Genomic DNA, 22,955 nt, shown 5'->3' with positions numbered 1-22,955 from the left:
CCTGGTCCTCAGTCGGGTGAACTGGTGGTGCGGGAGGCGCCGCTCGCCGGGAGGTCCGAACCGTCCCCGGTGAGCGGCGCCGTCGCGCCTAGCGGAGCAGCGAGAGGACGCCCTGCGTGCTCTGGTTCGCCTGCGCGAGCATCGACGTGCCGGCCTGGCTGAGGATGTTGTCGCGCGTGTACTTGACCATCTCCTCCGCCATGTCGACGTCGGTGATGCGCGACCCGGCCGCGGTCAGGTTCTCCTTGGCCACGTTCGTCACGTTGATGGCGTGGTCGAAGCGGTTCTGGACCGCACCGATGTTCGAACGAGCCGACGAGACGGCCTTGATCTGCTCGTCGATCGTGGAGATCGCCGCCTGCGCGTCGGTCGCCGTGTCGAACTTGATCGCCCCGGCCACGTCGACGGTACCGTCCGCCTTGTACGTGTCCGTGGTGAGCTTGCCCGCGATCGAGCTGACGTCGGCCCCGGCGAGGTCGACCGTGATCTGGCTGGCGGTGTCACCGTTCGCCCCGACCTGGAACTGCAGCTTGCCGTCGGCGGCGCTACCGGCCTTGCCGTCGAGCAGCTTGATGCCGTTGAAGTTGGTCGAGTCCGAGATCCGCTGCAGTTCCTGCTGGAGCTGCCCGACCTCGGTGGTGATCGCCTTGCGCGAGTCGGCGTTGTTCGAGTCGTTGCCGGCCTGCACGGCCAGGTCGCGCATGCGCTGGAGGATCGAGTGGGTCTCGGTGAGGCCACCTTCAGCGGTCTGCACGACGGAGATGCCGTCCTGCGCGTTGCGGGCGGCGACCGTGAGGCCACCGACCTGGGACTTCAGCCCCTCGGAGATCGACAGACCGGCCGCGTCGTCGGCAGCACGGTTGATGCGGAGACCCGTCGAGAGCTTCTCGAGGGACTTCGACAGGTCGTTCTGCGTCGAGTTGAGGTTCCGGTACGTGTTGAGTGCCGAGAGGTTGGTGTTGATGGACATACCCATGGTGGTTTCCTCCGTGAAATCTGGGTCTTCGTCAGCCCGTCCGTGGGCTGACATGGTGTCCTCTCGGCCGGGCGGCCGGAGGCGTTAGGGAAACCGTCCGGATTTCTCCGGGCGGTTCCCACGGCTCAGCTGGCGACCACGTGGTGGCCGGTCGCGGCGTCCTGCACCGCACGGGCGACACCGACCGCTGCGTTCGCGGCGACCTTCGCCAGGTACGCGCTGCGACGTGCCGCGGTGGTACGGGACACGGGCTCCGGGGTCTCGCCGCCGTCGCCGTAGTGCGTGGCCAGACCGTCGCGGAGCAGCCGCATCGCCTCGGAGCGCTGCTGGGACACGGCGGAGTGGGTGATGCCGAGCTCGGCGGCGACGTCGGTGACCGAGCGGTCTCCGAAGTAGACGGCCTCGACCACGAAGCGCATCCGCTCGGGCAGCGCCTCGACGGCAGCACGGAGGTAGCGGCGCCGCTCGGCCTCGACGAGGTCCTCGCCGGGGAGCGGCAGGTCGGCGGCGACGGTGTCGTGCACGGTCTCGTCGATCGGCGTCACGACCCGGCCGGCGTCGCTCATCGCGTCGGCGGCCGTCTGGCGGTCGACACCCATCGCGTCGGCGATCTCCTGCACGGACACCGTGCGACCGAGTCGGGAGGACAGCGCCTCCTGCGTCGCGAGGGCTTCGCGGATGCGCTTCCTGGTGCCGCGGCTCGCCCAGTCCGACGAGCGCATGTCGTCGGCGATCGCGCCGGTGATGCGGGTGCGAGCGTACGCACCGAACGGCACGCCGAGGGTGGGGTCGAATGCGTCGGCGGCCGCGACGAGCGCGAGCGAACCGACGGCGGCGAGGTCGTCGCGGTCGAGGTGGGTGGCACGTGCCCGGACGTCGGACACGATGTAGCCGACGAGCGGGAGGTGCTCGACGATCATCGCGTTGCGTTCGGTGCGGTCCATGCTGATCCCCTGGTCGTCTCGACTGGTGTGACCCGTCCGTGGGCGCGGCGATCACCGGCCGCGTGGAGGCCGGTCGGTACGCCGAAGACCCGCCCGGGTCCCTCCGGGCGGTGCACCCGCGTCCCTGCGACGCGTTCCGGTTTGTCCCCCGGGGTGCGTTCTGAATGTATCGGCTGGCAAACCCCTGAACACCCCCTCACACGTCCCCAAAGCGGGGGGACACGGGGCGTTTCCCGGTCGGCATTTGGGGGGACCCGAGTACGGGAACGGTCGTTCCTGTCCCCCGGATTGGAGGCACCGGGAGGAGACCGTGCCGACTCGTGCCCCGCCACCGACGGGGTCGCGCTTACGGGGCACCCCGGGCTGCCGATAGTCCTCGCTGTCCGCAGGATGACCGACACCGCAGGATGACCGACACACAGTCGGACCGACACCGGGAGGAGATGATGAGCGTGAACGACCTGTCCGCCGTGCTCTGGCGCGAACGAGAACTGCTCGAACTGCTCACCTTCAAGCTCGAGGAGGAGCAGCTGCTGCTCGCCGCCGGGCGCTCCCGCTGGGTGTCGCACGCCAGCCGCGAGGTCGAGCAGGTGCTCGAACGGCTCCGCGCCACCGGACTCGAACGGAGCGCGGAGAGCGCCGCCGTCGCCGAGGAGTGGGGCGTGGACCCCGACGCTCCGCTGCGCGAGGTCGTCGCCGCGGCGCCCGGTGGCCCGTGGGGCGAGATCCTCGCGTCGCACCTCCACGCGATGGTCGAGCTGACCACGCAGATCGGGGCCCTGCGGGACGAGAACGACCGCTTCATCCGGACCGCGGCGCAGGCCACCGAGGAGACCCTCGCCGGCACGGTCGGCGACACCGCGACGTACGACGCCACCGGGACCTCGGGCCACGCGACGGGCGAGGCCCGACTGTTCGACGGGACCCTGTAGACGATGGTCAGCACCTTCGGCTCGCTCGCCACCGCCTACTCCGGCCTCGCCGCCGCGCGTGCCGGCATCGACGTCACCGGGCAGAACATCGCGAACGCGGGCACCGCCGGGTACACCCGCCAGCGCGTCACGCAGACGTCGATCCCCGCGGCGCAGACCGGGTTCATGCGCGGGACGGCGGCCCTCGCCGGACAGGGCGTCTCCGTCGACGGCATCGCACGACTCGGCTCCCTCACGCTCGACGCCGGCGTCCGCGCCGCTGCCGGGTCCTCCGCGTACGCCACGGCCAGGGCAGCCGGACTCGACCAACTCGAGACCGGGCTGAACGAACCGGGCGACGACGGGCTCTCCGCGAAGCTCGACGACTTCTGGTCGGCGTGGGGCGACCTGTCCACGCACACCGACGACCCGGGTGCCGCCACCGCGCTGCTCGGTGCCGCGAAGACCGTCGCGTCCACCCTGGCCGCCGGGTCGAAGGCCGTCGACGCACAGTGGACCAGTGTGCGCGGCACCGTCGCCGGACAGGTCTCGCAGCTCAACGACGCGGCGAAACAGGTCGCCGACCTCAACGGCCGCATCCGCACCGCACTCGCCGGTGGCGGCAACGCGAACGAGCTCATCGACCAGCGTGACCAGCTCACCGAGCAGATCGCCTCCCTCGCCGGGGGCACGACCCGCGCGAACGCCGACGGGACCGTCGACGTGCTCATCGGCGGCAACCCGCTGGTGCAGGGCTCGGATGCCCGCTCGGTCGCGCTCGGCGGCGGGACCCGGCTCGCGGACGGCGCGCCGGTCACCCTCACCTGGACCTCGGGTTCCGGTTCCGCCGTCGCCCTCGACGGCGGATCGATCGCCGGCAACGTGTCCCTGCTGGCACCGGCGAACGCGAGCGGCACCGGCGGTGCGCTCGCGCAGGCGTCCGCCGCGTACGACACGATTGCGACGACGATCGCCGCACAGGTGAACGCCGTGCACGCCACCGGTACGACGGCGAACGGGACCACCGGTGCCGCCTTCTTCGCGCTCACCGCCGGCGTCCCGGCAGCGCAGGGCCTCACCGTCGTCCCCACCGACGCCGGCGGCATCGCGACGCGGAACGCGGCCGGCGAGTACGACGGCTCCGTGGCGGACGCCCTCGGTGAGCTGGGGAAGGCCGCGGACGCACCCGACAAGGCGTGGGCGACGTTCGTGGCGGGCGTGGGCACGGCCTCCCGTTCGGCGACGTCGGAGGCGACGCTCACCGGCCTCGCCCTCACCAACGCGCGCACCCAGCAGCAGTCGGGCGCCGGCGTCGACCTCGACGAGGAGAACGTCAACCTGCTCAGCTACCAGCACGCCTACCAGGGCGCGGCACGCGTCCTGACGGCCGTCGACGAGATGCTCGACACCCTCATCAACCGCGTCGGCCTCGTCGGGAGGGGATGACCGTGATCACCCGTGTGACCACCCAGATGTCCATGGCAGCGGCCACGAGCCGGCTGCAGGCCGGTGCCGCCAAGCTCGCACAGCTCACCGAGCAGGCCACCACCCTGAAGAACATCGGGAAGCCGTCGGACGACCCGGTCGGCACCGCGTCGTCGATGCAGGTCCGCAAGGAGCAGGCCGCGAACGCGCAGTACACCAGGAACGCGAACGACGCGGTCGGGTGGCTGGCGAACACCGACAGCGCGCTCGGCGACGTCTACTCGGTCCTCTCGAAGGTGCGGGACCTCACCGTGCAGGCGGCGAACTCCGGCACCATGAGCGACACCGACCGCGACGCGTTCGTCACCCAGTTCCAGGCGCTCAAGGGCGACCTGGCCGCCAGCGCGAACGCCACCTACGGGGCCCGGTCCGTCTTCGCCGGGTCAGCGACCTCGTCGACGGCATACGACCCCGCCACCGGGTGGGCGCCGTCCACCGCGACCGTCGACCGGCGCATCGGCGACGGGACCACGGTGCGGGTCGACACCTCCGGGGCCGCGGTGTTCGGCTCCGGGTCGACCTCCGTGTTCTCGATGATCGACTCGATCGTCGGGGACCTGCAGAACGGCGTGAACGTGAACCCCCGCATCAACGACGTGGACGCGCACCTCCAGACGGTGCGCGGTGTGCAGGCGGACGTCGGTGTCCGGCACGCGGCCGCGATCGCCGCGCAGGACTCCCTGAAGTCGTCGTCGACGACGCTCGAGGGACGCCGCTCGTCGATCGAGGACAAGGACCTCGCCAAGGCCGTCCTCGACCTGCAGGTGCAGCAGACCAACTACCAGGCAGCCCTCGCCGTCACCGCGAAGGTCCTGCAGCCGACCCTGATGGACTACCTCCGATGAACATCGACCTCACCTTCGCCGTCGCACCGTTCGGTCTCGAGCCCCTCGTCGCGTTCACGCTGACGCCGGTCTCGGGTGCCGACGGCCTCTTCACGCTCGTCGGGGCGGGGACCACGGAGTCCGGGGTATCCGCGCCGAAGATGTTCCTGCTCGACGCAGCGGTGCACCTGCCCGACTACGCGCCGGCACTGTCCGACGAGCAGGCGGCGACGATCGGGCTGACCGCGCCGTCGGACGCGATGCTCCTCGTCGTGGCGACCCCGGGTGACGCCGGCACGACGGTGAACCTGCTCGCGCCGGTCGTGGTGAACGCGCGGACGTCGGTCGGCGCGCAGTTCATCCTCGAGGACCAGGACCTGCCGTTGCGCGCGGAGCTCGCCCGGCGGTAGGTGGGCTGCGCGGCTCCTGGCTCCTGGCTCCTCTGCCCTGTGCGGCCCGGCTCCCCTGCCCGGGGTCCGGCTCCCCTGCCCGGGTTCCGACTCGGAACGACAGGATCGCTGTCGTACGACAGCGATCCTGTCGTTGGGCGGCGTGCGCAACAGTTGCACACGCGGGGTTGCGACAGAGTCGCTGTCGTACGACATCGACGTTGTCGCAGGTTGCGCACGCACAAACCCTCCACAGCCTGGAGGCTCGGCTCGTCGTCCACAGATCGGCCCGCGTCCGCCCCGTGGGCAGGCCACGAGCGGGATCGTTTCCGCATGCACGATCGCGTCATGCAGACACCACTGATCCGCACCGCAGACCACGACAGCGCCGAACGCCGCGCCCTCCAGCGTCGTGCTCGCCGCGGCGAACTCGTCGCGCTCCGCCCGGGGGTCCTCGTCGAACCCGACGCCCTCGCCGCACTCAGACCGGAAGCGCGGCACCTGCTGCTCCTCCGCGCCACCGCCTCGATGATCCGCCCACCGCGGGCGATCTCGCACGCGTCCGCCGCGGCGGTCCACGATCTGCCCTTTCGTCGCCCCACCTCCGGGAAAGGTGCAGGTCACGGATCCGCGACGGACCCACGCCGACGCGACACGGTTGACCAGCGTGCACGTCGAAGCCGATCGGACCGGCCCGGTTCCCCGGTACACCGGCAGCCCACCGACGACGCCGACGGAGTTCTGCGGCGCGCACGTGACGGCGCTCGTCCGGACGCTCGTCGACGTCGCTGCGACCGAACCTGCATTCGTGTCGGTCCCCATGCTCGACGCGGCACTGGCTGCACGTCAGGTGTTCCCGGAGATGCTCCTCGACGAACTCGCGGCGGCTCCGCCGAACGCCGTGCACCGTGCGCGCGTGGCCATCGAGATGGCGTCGTCACTGTCGGACTCCCCCGCGGAATCCATCGCACGGGTCCGGTTCCGGCAGCTCGGGACACCGGAACCGGTCCAGCAGCACGTCTTCGCTCGATTAGGTGTTCGGCGCGCCGTCGTCGACTTCTGGTTCCCGGCGCAGGGCGTCGTCGTCGAGGTGGACGGGCGTGCCAAGTACGGGAACGGAGCTGCCGTCGCCGAAGCGCACTGGGACGAGAAGCGTCGAGAAGACTTCGTGCGCTCCTTCCCCGAGGTTCGAACGGTCATCCGGTTCAGCTGGGCCGATCTCATGGACCCGGAGGTGATCCGTGTCGCGCTCATCCGTGCTGGCGTTCCACTCCGGTAGCCAGACGCTGCCACGTCTCGACGACGCTGTCGGGGTTGAGCGACATCGAGCTGATGCCGCGCGCCATGAGGTGCTCAGCGAGGTCAGGGTGGTCGCTCGGCCCCTGCCCGCAGATGCCGACGTAGGCGCCGCGAGCACGGCAGGCATCGATCGCCATGTCGATCAAGCGCAGCACGGCCGGGTTCCGCTCGTCGAACGACTCCGCGACGATCCCGGAGTCCCGGTCGACGCCGAGGGTCAGCTGCGTCAGGTCGTTCGAGCCGATCGAGAAGCCGTCGACGTGGTCCAGGAACCGGTCTGCGTCGAGAGCGTTCGAGGGGATCTCGCACATCATCACGACCTGCAGACCGTTGCGTCCACGGACCAGTCCGTTCGATGCCATGCGCTCGACGACACCGGACGCTTCCTCGACCGTCCGCACGAACGGGATCATCACCCGCACGTTCGTGAACCCCATCACGTCCCGCACCGTCCGGATCGCCTCGCACTCCAGCGCGAATGCCTCGGCGAAGTCGTCGGACAGGTACCGGGCGGCGCCGCGGAACCCGATCATCGGGTTCTCCTCGTCCGGCTCGTACGCCGCGCCACCGAGCAGGTGCGCGTACTCGTTCGACTTGAAGTCCGACAGCCGCACGATCACCGGCTTCGGGTCGAACGCCGCCGCGAGCGTGCTGATGCCCTCGGCGAGTCGGCGGACGAAGTAGTCCCGCGGCGCCCCGTACGCCGCGATGCGGTCCTCGATCTGCTCGCGCAGCTCGGTCGGCTGATCGGCCAGGTGCAGGAGCGCCTTCGGGTGCACACCGATCTGCCGGTTGACGACGAACTCCATCCGCGCAAGCCCGACGCCCGCGTTCGGCAGCGCCTGGAACCCGAACGCCTGCTCCGGCGACCCCACGTTGAGCATCAGGTCGACCCCGAGGTCCGGCAGGGCATCGACCTCGACCCGCTCGGTGACGACGTCGAGCACCCCGGGGAACACGCGCCCGGTCTCCCCCTCCGCGCAGGACACCGTGACGGCGTCCCCGTCGGTGAGCACGGACGTCGCGGAGCCGGTGCCGACGACGGCGGGGATGCCGAGCTCACGGGCGATGATGGCGGCGTGGCAGGTGCGCCCACCGCGGTTCGTCACGATCGCGGATGCTCGCTTCATCACCGGCTCCCAATCCGGATCGGTCATGTCGGCGACCAGTACCTCGCCCTCCTCGAAGTCGTGCATCTCGTGCGGGGATGCGAGCACTCGCACCGGACCGGCACCGATCCGCGCGCCGATCGCCCGGCCCTCCAGCAACGGTGCCTCCGTCGGGGCCGCGGCGAGGCGGTGCCGCTCGACGACACCGGCGAGGGATCGCGACGCCACCGTCTCCGGCCGGGCCTGCAGCACGTAGAGCTGTCCGTCGAGTCCGTCCTTGCCCCATTCGATGTCCATCGGACGGCCGTAGTGCCGCTCGATCGCCACGGCCGTCCGCGCGAGTTCGGTGACCTCGGCGTCGGTGAGCGAGAACCGTCGACGGTCGAGCGGGTCGGTGTCGACGAACGCGGTGGTCCGTCCGACGGCGGTGTCCTCGGTGAAGACCATCCGTGTCGCCTTCGCTCCGACGAGCCGGGAGAGCACGGCCGGCCGGCCCGCCGCGAGCGCCGTCTTCGACACCGTGAACTCGTCCGGGTTCACCGCACCCTGGACCACGCCCTCACCGAGTCCGAACGCGCTCGTGACGAAGACGGCCCGGTCGAAGCCGGTCTCGGTGTCGAGCGTGAACATCACCCCGGATGCGGCCAGGTCGGACCGCACCATGCGCTGCACACCGACGGAGATCGCGACCTCGTCGTGCACGAACCCGCGGTGCACGCGGTAGGCGATGGCCCGATCGGTGTACAGCGACGCGAACACCTGCCGGATCGCTTCGAGCACCGACTCGACACCGCGGATGTTGAGGAACGTCTCCTGCTGCCCGGCGAACGACGAATCGGGCAGGTCCTCGGCGGTCGCGCTCGACCGCACCGCGAAGCTGACACCGTCGGGCATGCCCCGGGTCAGGCGTTCGAAGGCCGCGCGGACGGACAACTCGAACGCGATGCCGAGATCGGTCGTTGCGATCCGTTCCCGGACGGCCCGACCGACACGCGCGAGCGCTCGGGTGTCCTCGACGTCCAGGCCCTCCAGCTGCCGCGCGATCCAGTGCTCGAGCCCCGACGTCGCCAGGTGGCGGCGGAACGCGGCGGCGGTCGTCGCGAAGCCGTCGGGGACGCGGATGCCCACGGCGGAGAGCGAGCGGATGAGCTCGCCGAGCGACGCGTTCTTGCCGCCGACCGCCGCCAGGTCCTCGAGACCGACTGCGTCGAACGACACGACGTCCACGGTCGTGGCGGTGGTTCGGGGTGCTTCGGTGATGATCATCGGTGGCGCCTTTCGTCAGGTCGTCGTTGCACCGCCCGGTCGTCAAGACCGTGCTGTGGAAGCAGTCTCACGGCCAGACAGCACCCAGGAGACTCGAGAACGCCGTCAAGATCGGCACTTCTTGCCGGAACGTGGAGCCACGCGTACCGTGTGCCCATGGACGACGACCTGGACCGCGCCGGCCTCCTCGGCGCCCGGATCCGCCACTACCGGACGACGGCGGGTCTGACGCTCGATGCACTCGGCGCCGTGCTCGGCATGAGTGCGAGCCGCCTCTCCCTCATCGAGAACGCACGGCGCGAACCCCGTGTGTCCGAGCTCCAGGCGTTCGCGGATGCCCTCGGCGTCGGCGTGACCGACCTGCTCCGTGACGAACCGCCGAACGACCGTGCTGCCCTGGAACTGGAACTCCGTCGGGCGCAGGCCGCTCCCGTGTACGCGACCACCGGCCTCCCGACCGTCCGACCCGGGCGGAGCCTCGGCGACGACGCCTTGCGGGCGCTGGTCGGCCTCCATCGCGAGCTCGAACGGCGCGCGTCCGAGGCCATCGCGACACCGGAGGCAGCACGGCGCGGAAACACCGAGCAGCGTGCCCGGATGCGTGAACGCGACAACCACATCGCGGAGATCGAGGCCATCGCCGAGGAGTGCGTGCGCTCCGTCGGCCACACGTCCGGTGCTCTGACCCACCGGGAGGTGAGTCGGATGGCAGAGTCCATGGGGTTCGACCTGTTCTTCGTGGACGACCTCCCCCGATCGGCCAGGAGCGTCACGGACATCGCGAACGGCCGGATCTACCTGCCGCCGTCGTCGATCCCCGGTGGACACGGCCTCCGCTCGATGGCGCTGCAGGCGATGGCGCACCGGATCCTCGGGCACCGGCCGCCGCACTCGTACGCGGATTTCCTGCAACAGCGGCTCGAGATCAACTACTTCGCGGCGTGCTGTCTGATGCCCGAAGCGCAGGCGGTGGCGTTCCTCGGGCAGGCGAAGCGCGCGAAGGACCTGGCGGTGGAGGACTTCCGCGACGCGTTCGGTGTCACGCACGAAGCCGCGGCGCTGCGGATGACGAACCTCATGACGCGGCACTTCGACATGCGCGTGCACTTCCTCCGCGTCGGTGACGACGGCGCGGTCTACAAGGCGTACGAGAACGACGGACTAGCGTTGCCCGTCGACGTCACCGGTGCCGTCGAGGGTCAAGTCGTGTGTCGTCGTTGGGGTGCACGTCGCGCGGGCGACCGGGCGAACCGGACGACCGAGTTCCACCAGTACACGGACACCCCGACCGGCACGTTCTGGTGCTCGACGCAGACCGGATCGACACCGGAGGGTGGGTTCTCGATCACGTTCGGCGTGCCGTTCGACGACGCGAAGTGGTTCCGCGGGCGGGAGACGACGCATCGGGAGACCTCGCGCTGCCCGGACGAGCAGTGCTGCCGGCGGCCGTCACGAGCGCTCGAGGACCGATGGGCCGGTTCGGCGTGGCCGAGCGCGCGGCTGCACGCGCAGATCCTCGCGCCGCTGCCGTCCGGCCGCTTCCCCGGGGTCGACGACGGGGAGGTCTACGCGTTCCTCGACCGCCACGCCGCATCCTGAGACACGGCGACGTCACCGGTCGCAGCGGCGCCCGCGTCAGCAGCCGCGCCCGCACCCGGGTCGTCAGCCGCACCCGGGTGGTATGCCCGCTGCCGCTCCACCACCCACGGCCCCACCCCGACCGCCACGACCTCACCGACCGCCAGCCGCGCACCGTGCACCCGCCCCGCCCCCTTCACCACGGCACCCCGTCGGTCCGGATCGGGCTCCGCGTGCGTCCCGCCCCCGTCGAGCACGACGTCCCGCACCGACACCGCACCGAGCACCTGCGCGCCGTCACCGATCCGTGCCGGTCCCTCCACCTGCGCACCGCCGAGGACGCGGCTCCCGGCCCCCACCACCACGTCCGCACCCTGCGAAGCGATGATCGTCACGGCACCCGGCCCGATCTGCGCATGCGCACCGATGCGTACCGTGCCGCCGTCCGCGACGACACCGACCGCGCCGGGTCCGAGCCGGGCTCCTGCCCCGACCTCGACACACCCGGACCCGCGGGTCTCGAGCACCACGCCGGGGTACAGCACGACGTCGTCGGCGAGCACCACGCCGCGGCCGACGAGCACCGACCCGGGATCGAGCACCGCGACGCGGGGCGCGAGCGCAGCGGTCTCCTGCACGGTGAGGAACCCTGCGGCACGACGGACCTCGTCGAGCGCGTGTTCCGGAGACGAGGCATGCACGAGATGGTCCACCCAGCGAGCCTCCCACATGCCCGGCGTAGCGTGGCGGCCATGGCCCCGAAGCAGAACCACCAGTCGGACCAGGCGATCGTCCCGCTCCCCCAGGCCCCGGTCGACCGGACGACGAGCGCGGAGGTCTCCACGACGACGAGCGCGAAACTCCCCACCACAGCGAAGGGCTGGGAGCGCTGGCTCGACCGCCTCCTCGACGTGCAGCGCCCCGTCGTCGTCGCCCATGTCAACGGAGTCCGACGCCGCCACCCCGACGCGTCTCCCGCAGAGGTCATCCAGATCCTCGAGCGGCACTACCTCACCGCCGTGACCTCCGGTGGCGCCGCCGTCGGCGCGAGCGCGGTGATCCCGGGCATCGGCGTCGCCGCGAGCTTCGGCCTGACCGGCGTGGAGACGATGGGCTTCCTGGAGACGACGGCACTCTTCGCACAGTCGGTCACCGAGGTGCACGGCATCGCCCTCGACGACCCCGAGCGCTCACGCACCCTCGTGATGGCGATGATCCTCGGCACGCCGGGCACGCAGCTCATCAAGCAGCTCGCCGGACAGGCCGCCGGTGGCCAGGCACGCACGGCGTTCTGGGGCGAGATGGTCGCCTCGTCGATGCCCAAGCAGGTCGTGAGCGGGATCGGCGGGCAGGTCCGGGACATGTTCATCAAGCGGTTCGCCGCACGACAGGGCACGTCGATGCTCGGGCGGGCGCTGCCGTTCGGCATCGGCGCGGCTGTCGGTGGGCTCGGTAACCACGCGCTCGGCCGTCGGGTCATCCAGGCCTCGCGGACCGGCTTCGGCCTGCCGCCGGCGCACTTCCCGATCGTCCTGCAGCAGCAGGAGCCGAAGCAGCGTCAGCTGCCGTGGCGCCGCCGCGGCGGGAGCACAGACGAGCAGCAGGAGAGCAAGCGGACCGACACCGCGCTCTGAGCGCGAGCGGACGGCGGACGGGAGGCTCGTGGCGACCCCGCCACGAGCCTCCCGTCCGCCGGTTGCGCAAGACCGGTCAGCGCGCGCGGACCGGCGTCATCACGACCTGCCCGGCGTGGGCGAACCCGCCGCCGAACCCGAACAGCAGCGCCGGGACGCCCTCGGGGAGGTCTCCACGCGCCCAGGCCTTCGACAGGCCGAGCGGCACGCTCGCGGCCGAGGTGTTCCCCGACTCGACGACGTCCCGGATCACGAACTTCGATTCGCCACCGAGCGCTGCGACGAGCGGCTCGATGATCCGCAGGTTCGCCTGGTGGAACGCGAACACCTGGATGTCGTCCATCGTCAGTCCAGCCTGCTCGACGACACGGCGGGCGTGTCCCTCGGCCTCGGTGATGGCCCAGCGGTAGATGGAGCGGCCTTCCTGCGAGAAGCGCTCCGGCGTCCCGGACACGAGCACGGCCTGCTCCAGGTGCGGCACGCTTCCCCAGGACACGGGCCCGATCGACGGCGTGTCGGAGACACCGACGACCGCCGCACCGGCTCCGTCGCCGACGAGCACGCAGGTCGACCGGTCGGTCCAGTCGACGATCCCGGACAGCAGCTCCGACCCGATCACGAGCACGGTGTCGGCCGAGCCGGTGCGGATCGCCTGGTCGGCGAGGGCCATGGCGTACTCGAAGCCGCTGCACGCGGTGTTGATGTCGATCGGCGCGGGTCCGTTCGACATCCCCAGCGCCGCGGCGACCCGACCAGCCGTGTACGGCGCACGGTCGCGGTGCGTGGTCGACGCGACGATGACGAGGTCGACGTCGGTGGGGTCGGTCCCGGCGTCGGCGAGGGCGGCACGACCGGCCTCGGTCGCCATCGACGTGACGGTGTCGTCGGGCCCGGCGATGTGTCGCGTGCGGATCCCGGTCCGGGTCACGATCCACTCGTCGTTCGTGTCGACCATCGTCGAGAGTTCGTCGTTGGTGAGGACGCGCGAGGGCTGGTGGTGGCCGAACCCGAGGATCCGGCTGCCGCGCAGCGGTGCAGGGGTGATCATCTCCCGCACGTTACCCCTCCCCGCGACCTCCGCATTCCCCCGCCGGAATACACGTGGAGAACCCGGAACGGGGTCCGTGACCGGTACTCGCAGGGCCTCTCACCGTCCGGCCGTGGCGGCGTAGACACGATCCATGGACTACACACACCTCGGACGGACAGGGTTGTCGGTGTCGCGAGCAGTGCTCGGCACGATGAACTTCGGACCGGAGACCAGCGAGGACGACTCGCACGCCATCATGGACCGGGCGCACGAGCTCGGCGTCAACTTCTTCGACACGGCCAACGGCTACGGCGGCTCGGTGGGCAAGGGTGCCACCGAGGAGATCATCGGCCGCTGGTTCGCGAAGGGCGGCGGCCGACGCGAGAAGACCGTCCTCGCCACGAAGGTCTACGGCGACATGATCGACTGGCCGAACGGCGGGAAGCTGTCGGCGTACAACATCCGCCAGGCCCTCGACGCGTCGCTGCGTCGTCTGCAGACCGACCACATCGACCTCTACCAGATGCACCACGTCGACCGTGACACCCCCTGGGACGAGATCTGGCAGGCGATGGAGATCGCGGTCGCGCAGGGCAAGGTGCTCTACGTCGGCTCGTCGAACTTCGCCGGCTGGCACATCGCCCAGGCGCAGGAGGCCGCGAAGCACCGCAACTTCCTCGGACTCGTCAGCGAGCAGTCCATCTACAACCTCGTCGTCCGCGACGTCGAGCGAGAGGTCCTGCCGGCCGCCCGCCACTACGGCCTCGGCGTCATCCCGTGGTCGCCGCTGCAGGGCGGTCTCCTCGGCGGCATCATCGAGAAGACCGAGCAGGGCTCCCGGCGGCTGAGCGGCCGGAGCGCCGAGTACGTCGAGGGGCACCGTGACCAGCTGACGGCGTACGAGGCGCTCGCGAAGGAACTCGGCCACACCCCCGGCGAGCTCGCACTCGCGTGGCTGCTGCACCAGCCGGGCATCACGGCACCGATCACGGGACCGCGCACGATGGAGCAGTGGGAGTCGGCCGTCAACGCCGTCGACATCCGTCTCGACGAGTCGGCGCTGACGCGCCTCGACGAGATCTTCCCGGGGCACAAGACCTCCCCGGAGGACTACGCCTGGTGAGCTGAAGCACGGCCTGGAGGCTCGGTGCGCGTCGGACGCGCACCTGGGCCCCGCCGGCCGGTTCCGGAGCGACGCGCCAGCGGCGGTCCGGCCGTGCCCGGTGGGAGCCTCCCGTCATGTGGTCGCGTTCAGAGCGCGCGGATCTCGTCGTCCGTCAGCCCGATCCACCGCAGGTAGTCCTCGACGCTGCCCCAGCGCCACTCCAGGTGCCCGATGACCGTCGTCATGACCTCCGGGACGCAGCGCTGCGCCACGGCCGTCGCCTCGGGGTCGGTGCTCACCGCTCGTTCGGCGGCGAACCGCTCCGCGAGTCCGTCCGCGCTCGCTGCGTAGTCCTCGCCGACGCGGTCCACGGACGCTCCCCACAGCCGGGCCAGCAGCGCGCTGATGACCCCGGTGCGGTCCTTCCCCGCCGAACAGCACACGAGCACGTCCCCGTCGGTGTCGGCGATCGCGCGGAGTGCATCCGCGATCCCCGTGCTGTGCCGGGTCAGCCAGTCGACGTACTGCTCCTCGAGCTGCACGGCGTCCGCCCCTGACTCGACGGTGGACGGGTCGAAGAGCGGCACGCCCCGGTAGCCGGGCTCGCTCGCGAGGGGATGCGGGACCCGCGCGATCTCGTCGTCCCGTCGCAGATCCACCACGGCGACCCCGGTCGGGTACACGCTCGGGGGGAGGTCCGGCTCGGTGTTCGCGCGGTACACCCGGCGCGTGCGGCCGTCCTGGAACCCGGCTCCCCCGACCTCGCGGAGGTTGGTCAGCATCGACGTCGTCGTCATGCTCCCACCCTCCCACAGCACGCGCCCGCGCCCGTCCGCGCCTGCCCGCCCCACCCGCCCCAGCGCCCGCCCCACCAGCACCCGCCCGCGCCGCACGCCCCACCAGCACCCGCCCGCGCCGCCCGACTCGGAACGACGAAGTCGCTGTCGTACGACGACGATCGTGTCGCTCCTTGCGCACGCCGACATCCGCGGGTGTGAACGGACGACAACGCCGATGTCGTACGACAGCGACGATGTCGTTCCGAGTCGACAAGCACCCGCACCCCACCCCACCCAAACCCCCACGCACGACGACGGCCCCCGCGCGCACGCGGGGGCCGTCGCTCGAGAGGGGAGCGCTAGCGCACGGAGACCGGGGTCTCGTCACGCTCCTCGTAGAGGACGTAGCCCTCTTCGCCGTGGACGGCCGTGTCGATGCCCGCGACCTCGTCCTCGGTCTTCACGCGGAAGCCCATCGTCTTCTCGATGATCCAACCGATGATAAAGGCCAGGACGAACGAGTACGCACCGACCGCTCCGGCGGCAGCGGCCTGCTTGCCGAGCTGCGCGAACGAGCCCGAGTAGATGAGGCCGGTGTCGTTGGCGAAGATGCCGAGGAACAGCGTGCCGAAGATACCGCCGACCAGGTGGACGCCGACGACGTCGAGCGAGTCGTCGAAGCCGAGACGGTACTTCCAGTCGATCGCGAAGCAGCAGACGATGCCCGCGAGGAACCCGAGCAGGATGCCCCAGCCGGGGGTGAGCGCTGCGCACGCCGGGGTGATCGCGACGAGTCCGGTGACGGCGCCCGATGCGGCACCGATCGACGTGGCCTTGCCGTCCTTGAGCTTCTCGACGAGGAGCCAACCGAGGATGGCGGCGGCCGGGGCTGCGAGGGTGTTCACCCAGGCGATCGCGGCGATGCCGTCAGCAGCACCCTCGGACCCGGCGTTGAAGCCGAACCAGCCGAACCAGAGGATCGCGGCACCGAGGAGGACGAAGGGCGGGTTGTGCGGCTTGTGCGCGCCCTTGGCGAACCCGACGCGCTTGCCGAGGACGATCGCCAGCGCGAGACCCGCCGCACCGGCGTTGATGTGCACCGCGGTCCCACCGGCGAAGTCGATGACGCCCCACGTGGCGGCCCAACCGGAGGTGAGGTTGAAGACCCACGAGGCGACGGGGAAGTAGACGACCGTGACCCAGACGCCGGCGAAGACCATCCACGCGCCGAACTTGGCACGGTCGGCGATCGCGCCGGAGATGAGGGCGACGGTGATGATCGCGAACGTGGCCTGGAAGCCGACGAACGCCATCGAGGGGTACGCGGCGTGGATCGTCGAGGCCTTGGCCTCCTCGAACGCCTGCCCGAGGCCGATCTGGTTCCAGTCGATGCTGAAGAAGCCGACGACACCGGAGACCGCGGTGCCGTCACCGTGGTTGGCGAAGGCGATCGCGTAGCCGTAGACGACCCAGAGGACGCTCACCAGTGCGATCGCCCCGAAGGACATCATCATCATGCTGATGACGGACTTGGCCTTCACCAGTCCGCCGTAGAAGAACGCCAGGCCGGGTGTCATGAACAACACCAGCGCTGCCATCACCAACACGAAGGTCGTGTTGCCTTGATCAAGCATGTCTCACCTCTCGATTGCAGTGCGGTCACCACGTCGGCGGTGCTTGCTGTGCATCGGGGGCACCGACGTGTCCGCCTCGGGTAGGACAGAGTCTGGCGAGGTGACGTTTCGCGAGGGAGCACGATGTGTTTCGCGGGTGTAACGCGACGGGGCGTTGTGTAAACGTCGTGTTACCGGGGCCTCGCGACCCCCTGGACGGGGGCCACGAGTTCGCGCAGTCCGTCCGGACGGTGCCCGACAGGCGTCGCGCAACCCGCCCTGGAGGCCCGGCGCGGCCCCGGTGTGACCGTTCTGCTGAGCGGGTGGCTCAGTCCACGGCGCGGGTCAGGGCCACCACGCGGCTCGCGGCACGCAGGTACTTCTTGCGGTACCCGCCGTCGAGCATCGACGAGGGGTACACGTCGTCGAGCGGTGTCCCCGACGCGACGATCCGCACCTGGGCGTCGTACAACCGGTCGACGAGCGCGACCCACCGGAGCGCGTCGGTCTGGTCGGTGAACGCCGCGACGTCGGTGAGGCCGACCGCGTCGAGCCCGTCCACGAGCGCGACGTACTTCGACGGGTGCACGGTCGCCAGGTGCGCCACGACGGCGCGGAAGTCGTCGAGCGTGACCTCGCCGGACGACGGCAACGACGACGACACGTCGGACACGACCGCGGCGGACTCGTCGACCGCGCGTCGGCGGTAGTCGAGGCCGTCGATCCGCATCGTCTCGAACCGGTCCGACATCGCCTGGATCTCGCGGAGGAAGTCCTGCGCGGCGAAACGCCCCTCGCCGAGGGCCCCTGGTGGCGTGTTCGACGTGGCGGCGAACCGCGTGCCGGACTCGGTCAGCTCCTTGATGAGCCGCGTCATGACCATGGTGTCGCCAGGGTCGTCGAGCTCGAACTCGTCGATGCACACCAGCGAGGTCCCACGGAGCAGGTCGACCGTGCCCTGGAACCCGAGCGCACCGACCAGCGCGGTGTACTCGATGAACGTGCCGAACGTCTTCCGACCAGGTTCCGCGTGGTAGGCCGCGGCGAGCAGGTGGGTCTTGCCGACGCCGAACCCGCCGTCGAGGTACACGCCCGACTTCGGCGCGGTGTCCGTGGTCGCAGCGCGTCGGCGTCCGAACAGCCCACGCTTCGCCGGTTCCGGTCGGGTCGCGACGAACGACTCGACCGCGTCGCGGACCGCTGCCTGCGACGGGTAGTCCGGGTCGGGGCGGTACGACGCGAACGACGCGTCCGTGAACTGGGGTGGGGGCACCAGCGCCGCGGCCATCTGCTGTGGGGAGACCGATGGGTCGCGGTCGACCAGGTGCTGGGGCATGCAGTGCCTTCCGGGAAGCGTGTCGTGCGGTGTCACGTTGCATCGGGGACGAGGTACGTCCGCGTACCGTTGCTCCCGACGCCGAGCACCGATCCTAGTCCGGCGCCACCGCACCCAGGAGGTAACCACGATGACCGCACCGGTCGACCCGTCCGCCGAGTTCCGCGCCTACGCCCACCCCGAACGACTCGTGTCGACGGCATGGCTGCAGGAACAGCTCGACGCCGGCACGCAGGACCTCGTGGTCGTCGAATCAGACGAGGACGTGCTGCTCTACGAGACGGGACACATCCCCGGCGCGGTGAAGATCGACTGGCACACCGACCTCAACGACCCGGTGCAGCGCGACTACATCGACGGCGAGGCCTTCGCCAGGCTCGTCGGCGGCAAGGGCATCGGCCGCGACACCACCGTCGTGGTCTACGGCGACAAGAACAACTGGTGGGCCGCGTACGCCCTCTGGGTCTTCGAGCTGTTCGGCCACGAGGACGTCCGCCTCCTCGACGGCGGCCGCGCGAAGTGGATCGCCGAGGACCGTGCACTCACCACCGACCGCACCGAGGCCGCACCGGTCGAGTACCCGGTCGTCGAGCGCGACGACACCGTGGTCCGTGCCTTCAAGGAGGACGTCCTCGACCACCTCGGCAAGCCGCTCGTCGACGTCCGCAGCGCACCGGAGTACAGCGGCGAGCGGACGACCGCGCCCGACTACCCGGAAGAGGGCGCCCTGCGCGGCGGACACATCCCGACCGCCGTGAACATCCCGTGGGCCACGGCAGCAGCACCCGACGGCACGTTCAAGCGCCGCGACGACCTCGATGCCGTGTACCGCGACGGCGCCGGCATCGGCGCCGACGACGAGGTGATCGCCTACTGCCGCATCGGCGAGCGGTCGAGCCACACCTGGTTCGTGCTGCGGTACCTGCTCGGTCACGAGAACGTCCGCAACTACGACGGCTCCTGGACGGAGTGGGGCAGCGCGGTGCGCGTGCCCATCGTCCAGGGAGCGGAGCCGGGTACCCTTCCGAACCGATGAGCACCGAACTCCCGGAGGCACTCGCCGAGATCCGCGACGACTTCCTCGAACTGTCCCAGGCCGACCGACTGCAGCTGCTCCTCGAGTTCTCGAACGAGCTCCCGGCACTGCCCGAGCGACTCCGAGGACACGAGGACGAACTCGAGCGCGTCGAGGAGTGCCAGTCCCCCGTCTTCATCACGGTCACCGTGGGCGAGGACGGCGACGCACCCGACGTCGTCCGCATGCACGCGACCGCACCGCGCGAGGCCCCGACGACCCGCGGGTTCGCCTCGATCCTCGCGCAGGGTCTGTCCGGCCTGACGGCCCAGCAGGTGCTCGCGGTGCCGTCCGACTACCCGCTGACGCTGGGCCTGTCCGAGGCGGTCAGCCCGCTGCGGATCCGCGGCATGGTCGGCATGCTCGGCCGGGTGCAGCGCCAGGTGCGCGCGCTGGTGGCGGTGCGCTGAACGCGAGCGAGCGCGCGCAGGAGGCCCGGTGCCAGCTGGCACCGGGCCTCCCGTCCGTCTCGGGCCGACTACCGGGCGGTGGTCGCGTTCTGCGGCCGGACCACCTCGGTGAGCCACGCGAGGATGCGGGCGTCGAACCAGTCGGCGTCGTGGTTCCAGAGCTTGGTGTGCCGCGCGACGTGCGCGACCTCGAGCCGGACCAGGTCCGGCCGCGCCTGCGCGAGTGCGTGCGAGGCGGACGACGGGACGAAGCCGTCGTCGTCGCTGTGCAGCAGCAGGATCGGGACGGTGAGCTCGTCCGCTCTCGCGACCATGTCGAGCTCCCGGAGGTCGACCGGGTGCTTGAGGCCGGCGAGCCGGTGCAGGACCGGCGTCCGGAGCACGCGCTGTGCGACCTTCCGGACGACCCGCGGCAGCCGCATCGCCTGGCTCTGCGACTTGAGGACCGCGTGCCAATCGACCACGGCCGACTCGAGCACGACGCCGTCGACGAGCCGCGCGAAGGACGACCGGAGCAGCGTCTGCAGGACGACCGCGCCGCCCATCGACCAGCCCATCAGCACGACGCTCGTCGCCCCTTGGCCGTCGACCCAGCGGAGCGCGGCGTCGATGTCCTCCCACTCGGTGCTCCCGAGACCGTACCGACCGTCGTCGCTCTTCGGGGCGACGCCGTCGTTCCGCCACGAGGCGAGGAGGACCGAGTAGCCGGCGGCACGGAACACCGGGACGGCGCGGATGGTCTCGGCGCGGGTGACGCCGCGACCGTGCACGAGGACCGCCCACGGCGCAGCGGGGTCGTCGGCGCGGACGACCCACGCAGGTGCCGGACCGTTCGGTGTCGGGACGTCGATGTCCTCCACCGGGACGTCGAGCTCGCCGGGGGTGAGGTAGAACCAGCCACCCCATCGGCCACGACGGGCACTCGTGGGGTCGCCGGCGTCGACGGCGATGATGCTGCGGGTGACCGTGGTCGAGGTGGTCCCGAGGACGTCGCCGACGCGCATGTGCCCGGTGCCGCCACCGAACCAGAGGCTGTAGCGCCCCTGCAGCTCGGTGTCGGGCGTCCGCTCCAGCGTGACGGTCTTCCGGACCGGGTCGACGGCCACGATGGGCACTCGTTCGGTGCGCTTGCGGTCGGGAGTGACGACCATCCGGGCGATCGCGGCGACGAAGCCCCCGACCACCGCGGTCCCGACGGCGGCGGCCGCGATGCCGGCTCCGAGGGCGACGAGCCCGGCCGACCTGGCGGTGTCCTGGACCGGCTCATCGGCGGGTCGCGCGGAACGGGACATGGTCCGGAGCCTAGTCTGCATTCGTGTCCGAAACCCGAGAGCCCGAGGCCTTCGCGCAGCTCCGCGCGTTCGTGTCATCGGGCGGGACCCGCACCGAGACGACGGTCACCGAGATCCCGTCCCCCAGCCGCATGGCCCCGTTCTCGATCGCCCTCGCGGCGGACGTCTCCGGGGCGGCGCACGGGGTCGACTCGGACCTCGGCACCGGGCGGTTCATCGCGCTGTACGACCCCGCCGAACCGGAGGGCTGGCACGGGCCGTTCCGCATCGTGACCTTCGCGCAGGCCCCGCTCGAACCGGAGATCGGCGTCGACGAGTTCGTCGCCGACGTCACCTGGAGCTGGCTCGTCGACGCACTCGAGGCGCACGGCGCGGCGCACGACCACGCTTCGGGCACCGCTACCAAGATCATCTCCCGCGGCTACGGCGAGCTCGCGGCCCAGGGCGACGGCGCACAGCTGGAGCTCCGGGCATCGTGGACCCCGCACGTCACGGACGTCGACGGCACCGACCTCGTCGCGCACGTCGAGGCGTGGGAGGAGATCGTCGCCATGCTCGCAGGACTGCCCCCGTCGTCGGACGGCGTGACGCTGCTCGGCCCCAGGAGGCTCGCGAAGTGACTGACCCCGTACCGAACCCCGTCGTCCCCTCGTTCGAGGAGGGACACGACGCGGTCAAGGTCATCGAGTCGCGTCCGGACTACCTCGACGCGGTCGCCGCGATCGCGTCCGGTCACGGCCCGGTCGCCGTCGACGCCGAGCGAGCCAGCGGCTACAAGTACTCGCAGCGCGCCTACCTGATCCAGGTCTTCCGCCGGGGCGCCGGCGCGTTCCTCTTCGACCCCATCGCGATCGGCTCGTTCCAGGAACTGCAGGACGCGATCGTCGACGAGGAGTGGCTCTTCCACGCCGCGTCGCAGGACCTGCCGTGCCTCCGCGAGGTCGGACTCGACCCGTCGCGCATCTTCGACACCGAGCTCGGTGCCCGCATCGCCGGGTTCCCCCGCGTCGGCCTCGGCGCCGTCGTGGAGCAGCTCCTCGGCATCACGCTCGCGAAGGCCCACTCCGCGGCCGACTGGTCCACCCGACCGCTCCCGCAGTCCTGGCTCGTCTACGCCGCGCTCGACGTCGAGCTCCTCCCCGACCTCCGCGATGCCCTCGCCGCGAAGCTCGAGGAGTCCGGCAAGACCGAGATCGCCCGGCAGGAGTTCGACGCGGTCCTGCACCGGGCGCCGAAGCCCCCGCGTGCCGAGCCGTGGCGCCGCCTGTCCGGCATGCACGCCCTCCGTGGACAGCGTGCCCTGGCGATCGCCCGCTCGCTGTGGGAAGCCCGTGACGCCTTCGCGCAGGAGACCGACGTCTCGCCGGGTCGCACGATCCCGGACTCCGCGATCGTCGCCGCTGCCGCAGCCGCTCCGGAGACCCGCAAGGACCTCGCCGCGCTGAAGGCGTTCACCGGCCGCGCCAGCCGCTCCGAGCTCGACCGCTGGTGGGCCGCGGTCGACGCCGGGCGGACGACCGACGACCTCCCGCGACTCCGGGGCAAGGGGGAACCGACCCTCCCGCCGCCGCGTGCGTGGGCCGATCGCAACCCGGAGGCCGACCGCCGGTACAAGGCAGCACGCGCCGCGATGACCGCCCGCGCAGAGGAGCTCGACCTGCCGCTCGAGAACCTGCTCACGCCGGACTCCCTCCGCTCCATCGCGTGGGAGCCGCCCACACCGGCCACTGCCGAGTCGGTCGCGGCGGCGCTCGTCGCGCTCGACGCACGGCCCTGGCAGGTCGAGGAGTCCGCGTCGCGGATCGCCGACGCCTTTGTCGCAGCCGGACAGGAGTCGTCCACCGAGGATCCTGCCTCGTCGTAGGAACCGACCAACCGAGGTGCGTCTCCTCAGCCGTGG

21 protein-coding genes are annotated in these 22,955 nt (G+C 71.0%); 12 read left to right on the top strand and 9 right to left on the bottom strand.

What is annotated here, in order from left to right; all coding sequences use genetic code 11:
• Window positions 1–88: 88 nt before the first annotated feature.
• Together QK288_RS11375 and QK288_RS11370 are read right to left on the bottom strand one after the other, a co-directional pair.
• Window positions 89–976 carry a flagellin gene (locus QK288_RS11375; RefSeq protein ID WP_281264421.1) on the bottom strand — a complete coding sequence of 296 codons (888 nt, stop codon included), beginning with the start codon at window positions 974–976 and terminating at the stop codon, window positions 89–91.
• A 125-nt stretch (window positions 977–1,101) separates the two neighbouring features.
• Complete coding sequence (locus QK288_RS11370; RefSeq protein ID WP_281264420.1) at window positions 1,102–1,920, bottom strand: sigma-70 family RNA polymerase sigma factor; 819 nt, start codon at window positions 1,918–1,920, stop codon at window positions 1,102–1,104.
• 407 nt (window positions 1,921–2,327) lie between these two features.
• On the opposite strand from QK288_RS11370, the gene QK288_RS11365 reads away from it, so the two are divergent.
• The 5 genes from QK288_RS11365 (at window position 2,328) to QK288_RS11345 (ending at window position 6,808) form a co-directional block, all read left to right on the top strand.
• Window positions 2,328–2,852 carry a flagellar protein FlgN gene (locus tag QK288_RS11365; RefSeq protein WP_348639019.1) on the top strand — a complete coding sequence of 175 codons (525 nt, stop codon included), beginning with the start codon at window positions 2,328–2,330 and terminating at the stop codon, window positions 2,850–2,852.
• A 3-nt stretch (window positions 2,853–2,855) separates the two neighbouring features.
• Window positions 2,856–4,277 (top strand): flagellar hook-associated protein FlgK, encoded by a 1,422-nt coding sequence (gene flgK / locus QK288_RS11360; RefSeq protein ID WP_281264419.1) that lies wholly within the window; start codon window positions 2,856–2,858, stop codon window positions 4,275–4,277.
• A complete protein-coding gene (gene flgL, locus QK288_RS11355; protein ID WP_281264418.1) occupies window positions 4,274–5,161 on the top strand; it encodes a flagellar hook-associated protein FlgL in 888 nt (295 codons plus the stop codon). The genes flgK and flgL overlap by 4 nt, the downstream gene beginning before the upstream one ends.
• Complete coding sequence (locus QK288_RS11350; RefSeq protein ID WP_281264417.1) at window positions 5,158–5,550, top strand: flagellar assembly protein FliW; 393 nt, start codon at window positions 5,158–5,160, stop codon at window positions 5,548–5,550. The genes flgL and QK288_RS11350 overlap by 4 nt, the downstream gene beginning before the upstream one ends.
• Window positions 5,551–6,196: 646 nt before the next feature.
• Entirely contained in the window at window positions 6,197–6,808 is a 612-nt protein-coding gene (locus QK288_RS11345) for a hypothetical protein (RefSeq protein WP_281264416.1), read from the top strand.
• Here QK288_RS11345 and ppsA read toward each other — a convergent pair.
• Window positions 6,780–9,203 carry a phosphoenolpyruvate synthase gene (gene ppsA, locus QK288_RS11340; RefSeq protein WP_281264415.1) on the bottom strand — a complete coding sequence of 808 codons (2,424 nt, stop codon included), beginning with the start codon at window positions 9,201–9,203 and terminating at the stop codon, window positions 6,780–6,782. The two genes, QK288_RS11345 and ppsA, sit on opposite strands and share 29 nt — an antisense overlap.
• A gap of 156 nt (window positions 9,204–9,359) precedes the next feature.
• On the opposite strand from ppsA, the gene QK288_RS11335 reads away from it, so the two are divergent.
• Complete coding sequence (locus QK288_RS11335) at window positions 9,360–10,802, top strand: XRE family transcriptional regulator (RefSeq protein WP_281264414.1); 1,443 nt, start codon at window positions 9,360–9,362, stop codon at window positions 10,800–10,802.
• Here the strand turns inward: QK288_RS11335 and QK288_RS11330 are convergent.
• A complete protein-coding gene (locus QK288_RS11330; protein ID WP_281264413.1) occupies window positions 10,769–11,494 on the bottom strand; it encodes a hypothetical protein in 726 nt (241 codons plus the stop codon). The genes QK288_RS11335 and QK288_RS11330 overlap by 34 nt on opposite strands.
• A 39-nt stretch (window positions 11,495–11,533) precedes the next feature.
• On the opposite strand from QK288_RS11330, the gene QK288_RS11325 reads away from it, so the two are divergent.
• Window positions 11,534–12,415, top strand: a complete 882-nt coding sequence (locus QK288_RS11325) for a hypothetical protein (protein WP_281264412.1) — start codon at window positions 11,534–11,536, stop codon at window positions 12,413–12,415.
• Window positions 12,416–12,491: 76 nt separating this feature from the next.
• Here the strand turns inward: QK288_RS11325 and QK288_RS11320 are convergent, their stop codons facing one another.
• Window positions 12,492–13,463, bottom strand: a complete 972-nt coding sequence (locus QK288_RS11320; protein ID WP_281264411.1) for a beta-ketoacyl-ACP synthase III — start codon at window positions 13,461–13,463, stop codon at window positions 12,492–12,494.
• Between the two features lie 133 nt (window positions 13,464–13,596).
• On the opposite strand from QK288_RS11320, the gene QK288_RS11315 reads away from it, so the two are divergent.
• Window positions 13,597–14,568 (top strand): aldo/keto reductase, encoded by a 972-nt coding sequence (locus QK288_RS11315; protein WP_281264410.1) that lies wholly within the window; start codon window positions 13,597–13,599, stop codon window positions 14,566–14,568.
• A 128-nt stretch (window positions 14,569–14,696) separates the two neighbouring features.
• Here QK288_RS11315 and QK288_RS11310 read toward each other — a convergent pair whose 3' ends face one another.
• The 3 genes from QK288_RS11310 to zapE form a co-directional block, all read right to left on the bottom strand.
• Complete coding sequence (locus tag QK288_RS11310) at window positions 14,697–15,347, bottom strand: tyrosine-protein phosphatase (protein ID WP_281264409.1); 651 nt, start codon at window positions 15,345–15,347, stop codon at window positions 14,697–14,699.
• Between the two features lie 341 nt (window positions 15,348–15,688).
• Complete coding sequence (locus tag QK288_RS11305; RefSeq protein WP_281264408.1) at window positions 15,689–16,963, bottom strand: ammonium transporter; 1,275 nt, start codon at window positions 16,961–16,963, stop codon at window positions 15,689–15,691.
• Between the two features lie 307 nt (window positions 16,964–17,270).
• Window positions 17,271–18,278 (bottom strand): cell division protein ZapE, encoded by a 1,008-nt coding sequence (gene zapE, locus QK288_RS11300; RefSeq protein ID WP_281264407.1) that lies wholly within the window; start codon window positions 18,276–18,278, stop codon window positions 17,271–17,273.
• Between the two features lie 130 nt (window positions 18,279–18,408).
• Between zapE and QK288_RS11295 the strand changes: the two genes are divergently transcribed.
• Window positions 18,409–19,314 carry a sulfurtransferase gene (locus QK288_RS11295; RefSeq protein WP_281264406.1) on the top strand — a complete coding sequence of 302 codons (906 nt, stop codon included), beginning with the start codon at window positions 18,409–18,411 and terminating at the stop codon, window positions 19,312–19,314.
• The gene (locus QK288_RS11290) at window positions 19,311–19,763 is read left to right on the top strand and encodes a SufE family protein (RefSeq protein ID WP_281264405.1); all 453 of its coding nucleotides are present in this window, start codon (window positions 19,311–19,313) and stop codon (window positions 19,761–19,763) included. Before QK288_RS11295 ends, QK288_RS11290 begins: the two co-directional genes overlap by 4 nt.
• 68 nt (window positions 19,764–19,831) lie before the next feature.
• On the opposite strand, the gene QK288_RS11285 is transcribed toward QK288_RS11290, so the two are convergent.
• Entirely contained in the window at window positions 19,832–21,055 is a 1,224-nt protein-coding gene (locus tag QK288_RS11285) for an alpha/beta fold hydrolase (protein ID WP_281264404.1), read from the bottom strand.
• A gap of 71 nt (window positions 21,056–21,126) precedes the next feature.
• Between QK288_RS11285 and QK288_RS11280 the strand changes: the two genes are divergently transcribed.
• Both QK288_RS11280 and QK288_RS11275 read left to right on the top strand, forming a co-directional pair.
• Window positions 21,127–21,675 carry a DUF3000 domain-containing protein gene (locus QK288_RS11280; RefSeq protein WP_281267576.1) on the top strand — a complete coding sequence of 183 codons (549 nt, stop codon included), beginning with the start codon at window positions 21,127–21,129 and terminating at the stop codon, window positions 21,673–21,675.
• Window positions 21,676–21,737: 62 nt separating this feature from the next.
• Window positions 21,738–22,919, top strand: coding sequence for an HRDC domain-containing protein (locus QK288_RS11275; protein WP_281267575.1), 1,182 nt, complete (start codon window positions 21,738–21,740; stop codon window positions 22,917–22,919).
• Window positions 22,920–22,955 lie beyond the last annotated feature (36 nt).

The organism is Curtobacterium sp. 9128 (genome assembly GCF_900086645.1).
Lineage (GTDB): Bacteria > Actinomycetota > Actinomycetes > Actinomycetales > Microbacteriaceae > Curtobacterium.
This window is presented reverse-complemented; position numbering and strand designations above follow the sequence as displayed.

What these genes read in the sequence shown, in the direction of transcription:
- QK288_RS11375 (WP_281264421.1), bottom strand. Translation starts at nt 976, where the DNA reads ATGGGTATGTCCATCAACACCAACCTCTCGGCACTCAACACGTACCGG.
- QK288_RS11370 (WP_281264420.1), bottom strand. Translation starts at nt 1,920, where the DNA reads ATGGACCGCACCGAACGCAACGCGATGATCGTCGAGCACCTCCCGCTC.
- QK288_RS11365 (WP_348639019.1), top strand. Translation starts at nt 2,328, where the DNA reads ATGACCGACACACAGTCGGACCGACACCGGGAGGAGATGATGAGCGTG.
- flgK (WP_281264419.1), top strand. Translation starts at nt 2,856, where the DNA reads ATGGTCAGCACCTTCGGCTCGCTCGCCACCGCCTACTCCGGCCTCGCC.
- flgL (WP_281264418.1), top strand. Translation starts at nt 4,274, where the DNA reads ATGACCGTGATCACCCGTGTGACCACCCAGATGTCCATGGCAGCGGCC.
- QK288_RS11350 (WP_281264417.1), top strand. Translation starts at nt 5,158, where the DNA reads ATGAACATCGACCTCACCTTCGCCGTCGCACCGTTCGGTCTCGAGCCC.
- ppsA (WP_281264415.1), bottom strand. Translation starts at nt 9,203, where the DNA reads ATGATCATCACCGAAGCACCCCGAACCACCGCCACGACCGTGGACGTC.
- QK288_RS11335 (WP_281264414.1), top strand. Translation starts at nt 9,360, where the DNA reads ATGGACGACGACCTGGACCGCGCCGGCCTCCTCGGCGCCCGGATCCGC.
- QK288_RS11325 (WP_281264412.1), top strand. Translation starts at nt 11,534, where the DNA reads ATGGCCCCGAAGCAGAACCACCAGTCGGACCAGGCGATCGTCCCGCTC.
- QK288_RS11320 (WP_281264411.1), bottom strand. Translation starts at nt 13,463, where the DNA reads ATGATCACCCCTGCACCGCTGCGCGGCAGCCGGATCCTCGGGTTCGGC.
- QK288_RS11315 (WP_281264410.1), top strand. Translation starts at nt 13,597, where the DNA reads ATGGACTACACACACCTCGGACGGACAGGGTTGTCGGTGTCGCGAGCA.
- QK288_RS11310 (WP_281264409.1), bottom strand. Translation starts at nt 15,347, where the DNA reads ATGACGACGACGTCGATGCTGACCAACCTCCGCGAGGTCGGGGGAGCC.
- QK288_RS11305 (WP_281264408.1), bottom strand. Translation starts at nt 16,963, where the DNA reads ATGCTTGATCAAGGCAACACGACCTTCGTGTTGGTGATGGCAGCGCTG.
- zapE (WP_281264407.1), bottom strand. Translation starts at nt 18,278, where the DNA reads ATGCCCCAGCACCTGGTCGACCGCGACCCATCGGTCTCCCCACAGCAG.
- QK288_RS11295 (WP_281264406.1), top strand. Translation starts at nt 18,409, where the DNA reads ATGACCGCACCGGTCGACCCGTCCGCCGAGTTCCGCGCCTACGCCCAC.
- QK288_RS11290 (WP_281264405.1), top strand. Translation starts at nt 19,311, where the DNA reads ATGAGCACCGAACTCCCGGAGGCACTCGCCGAGATCCGCGACGACTTC.
- QK288_RS11285 (WP_281264404.1), bottom strand. Translation starts at nt 21,055, where the DNA reads ATGTCCCGTTCCGCGCGACCCGCCGATGAGCCGGTCCAGGACACCGCC.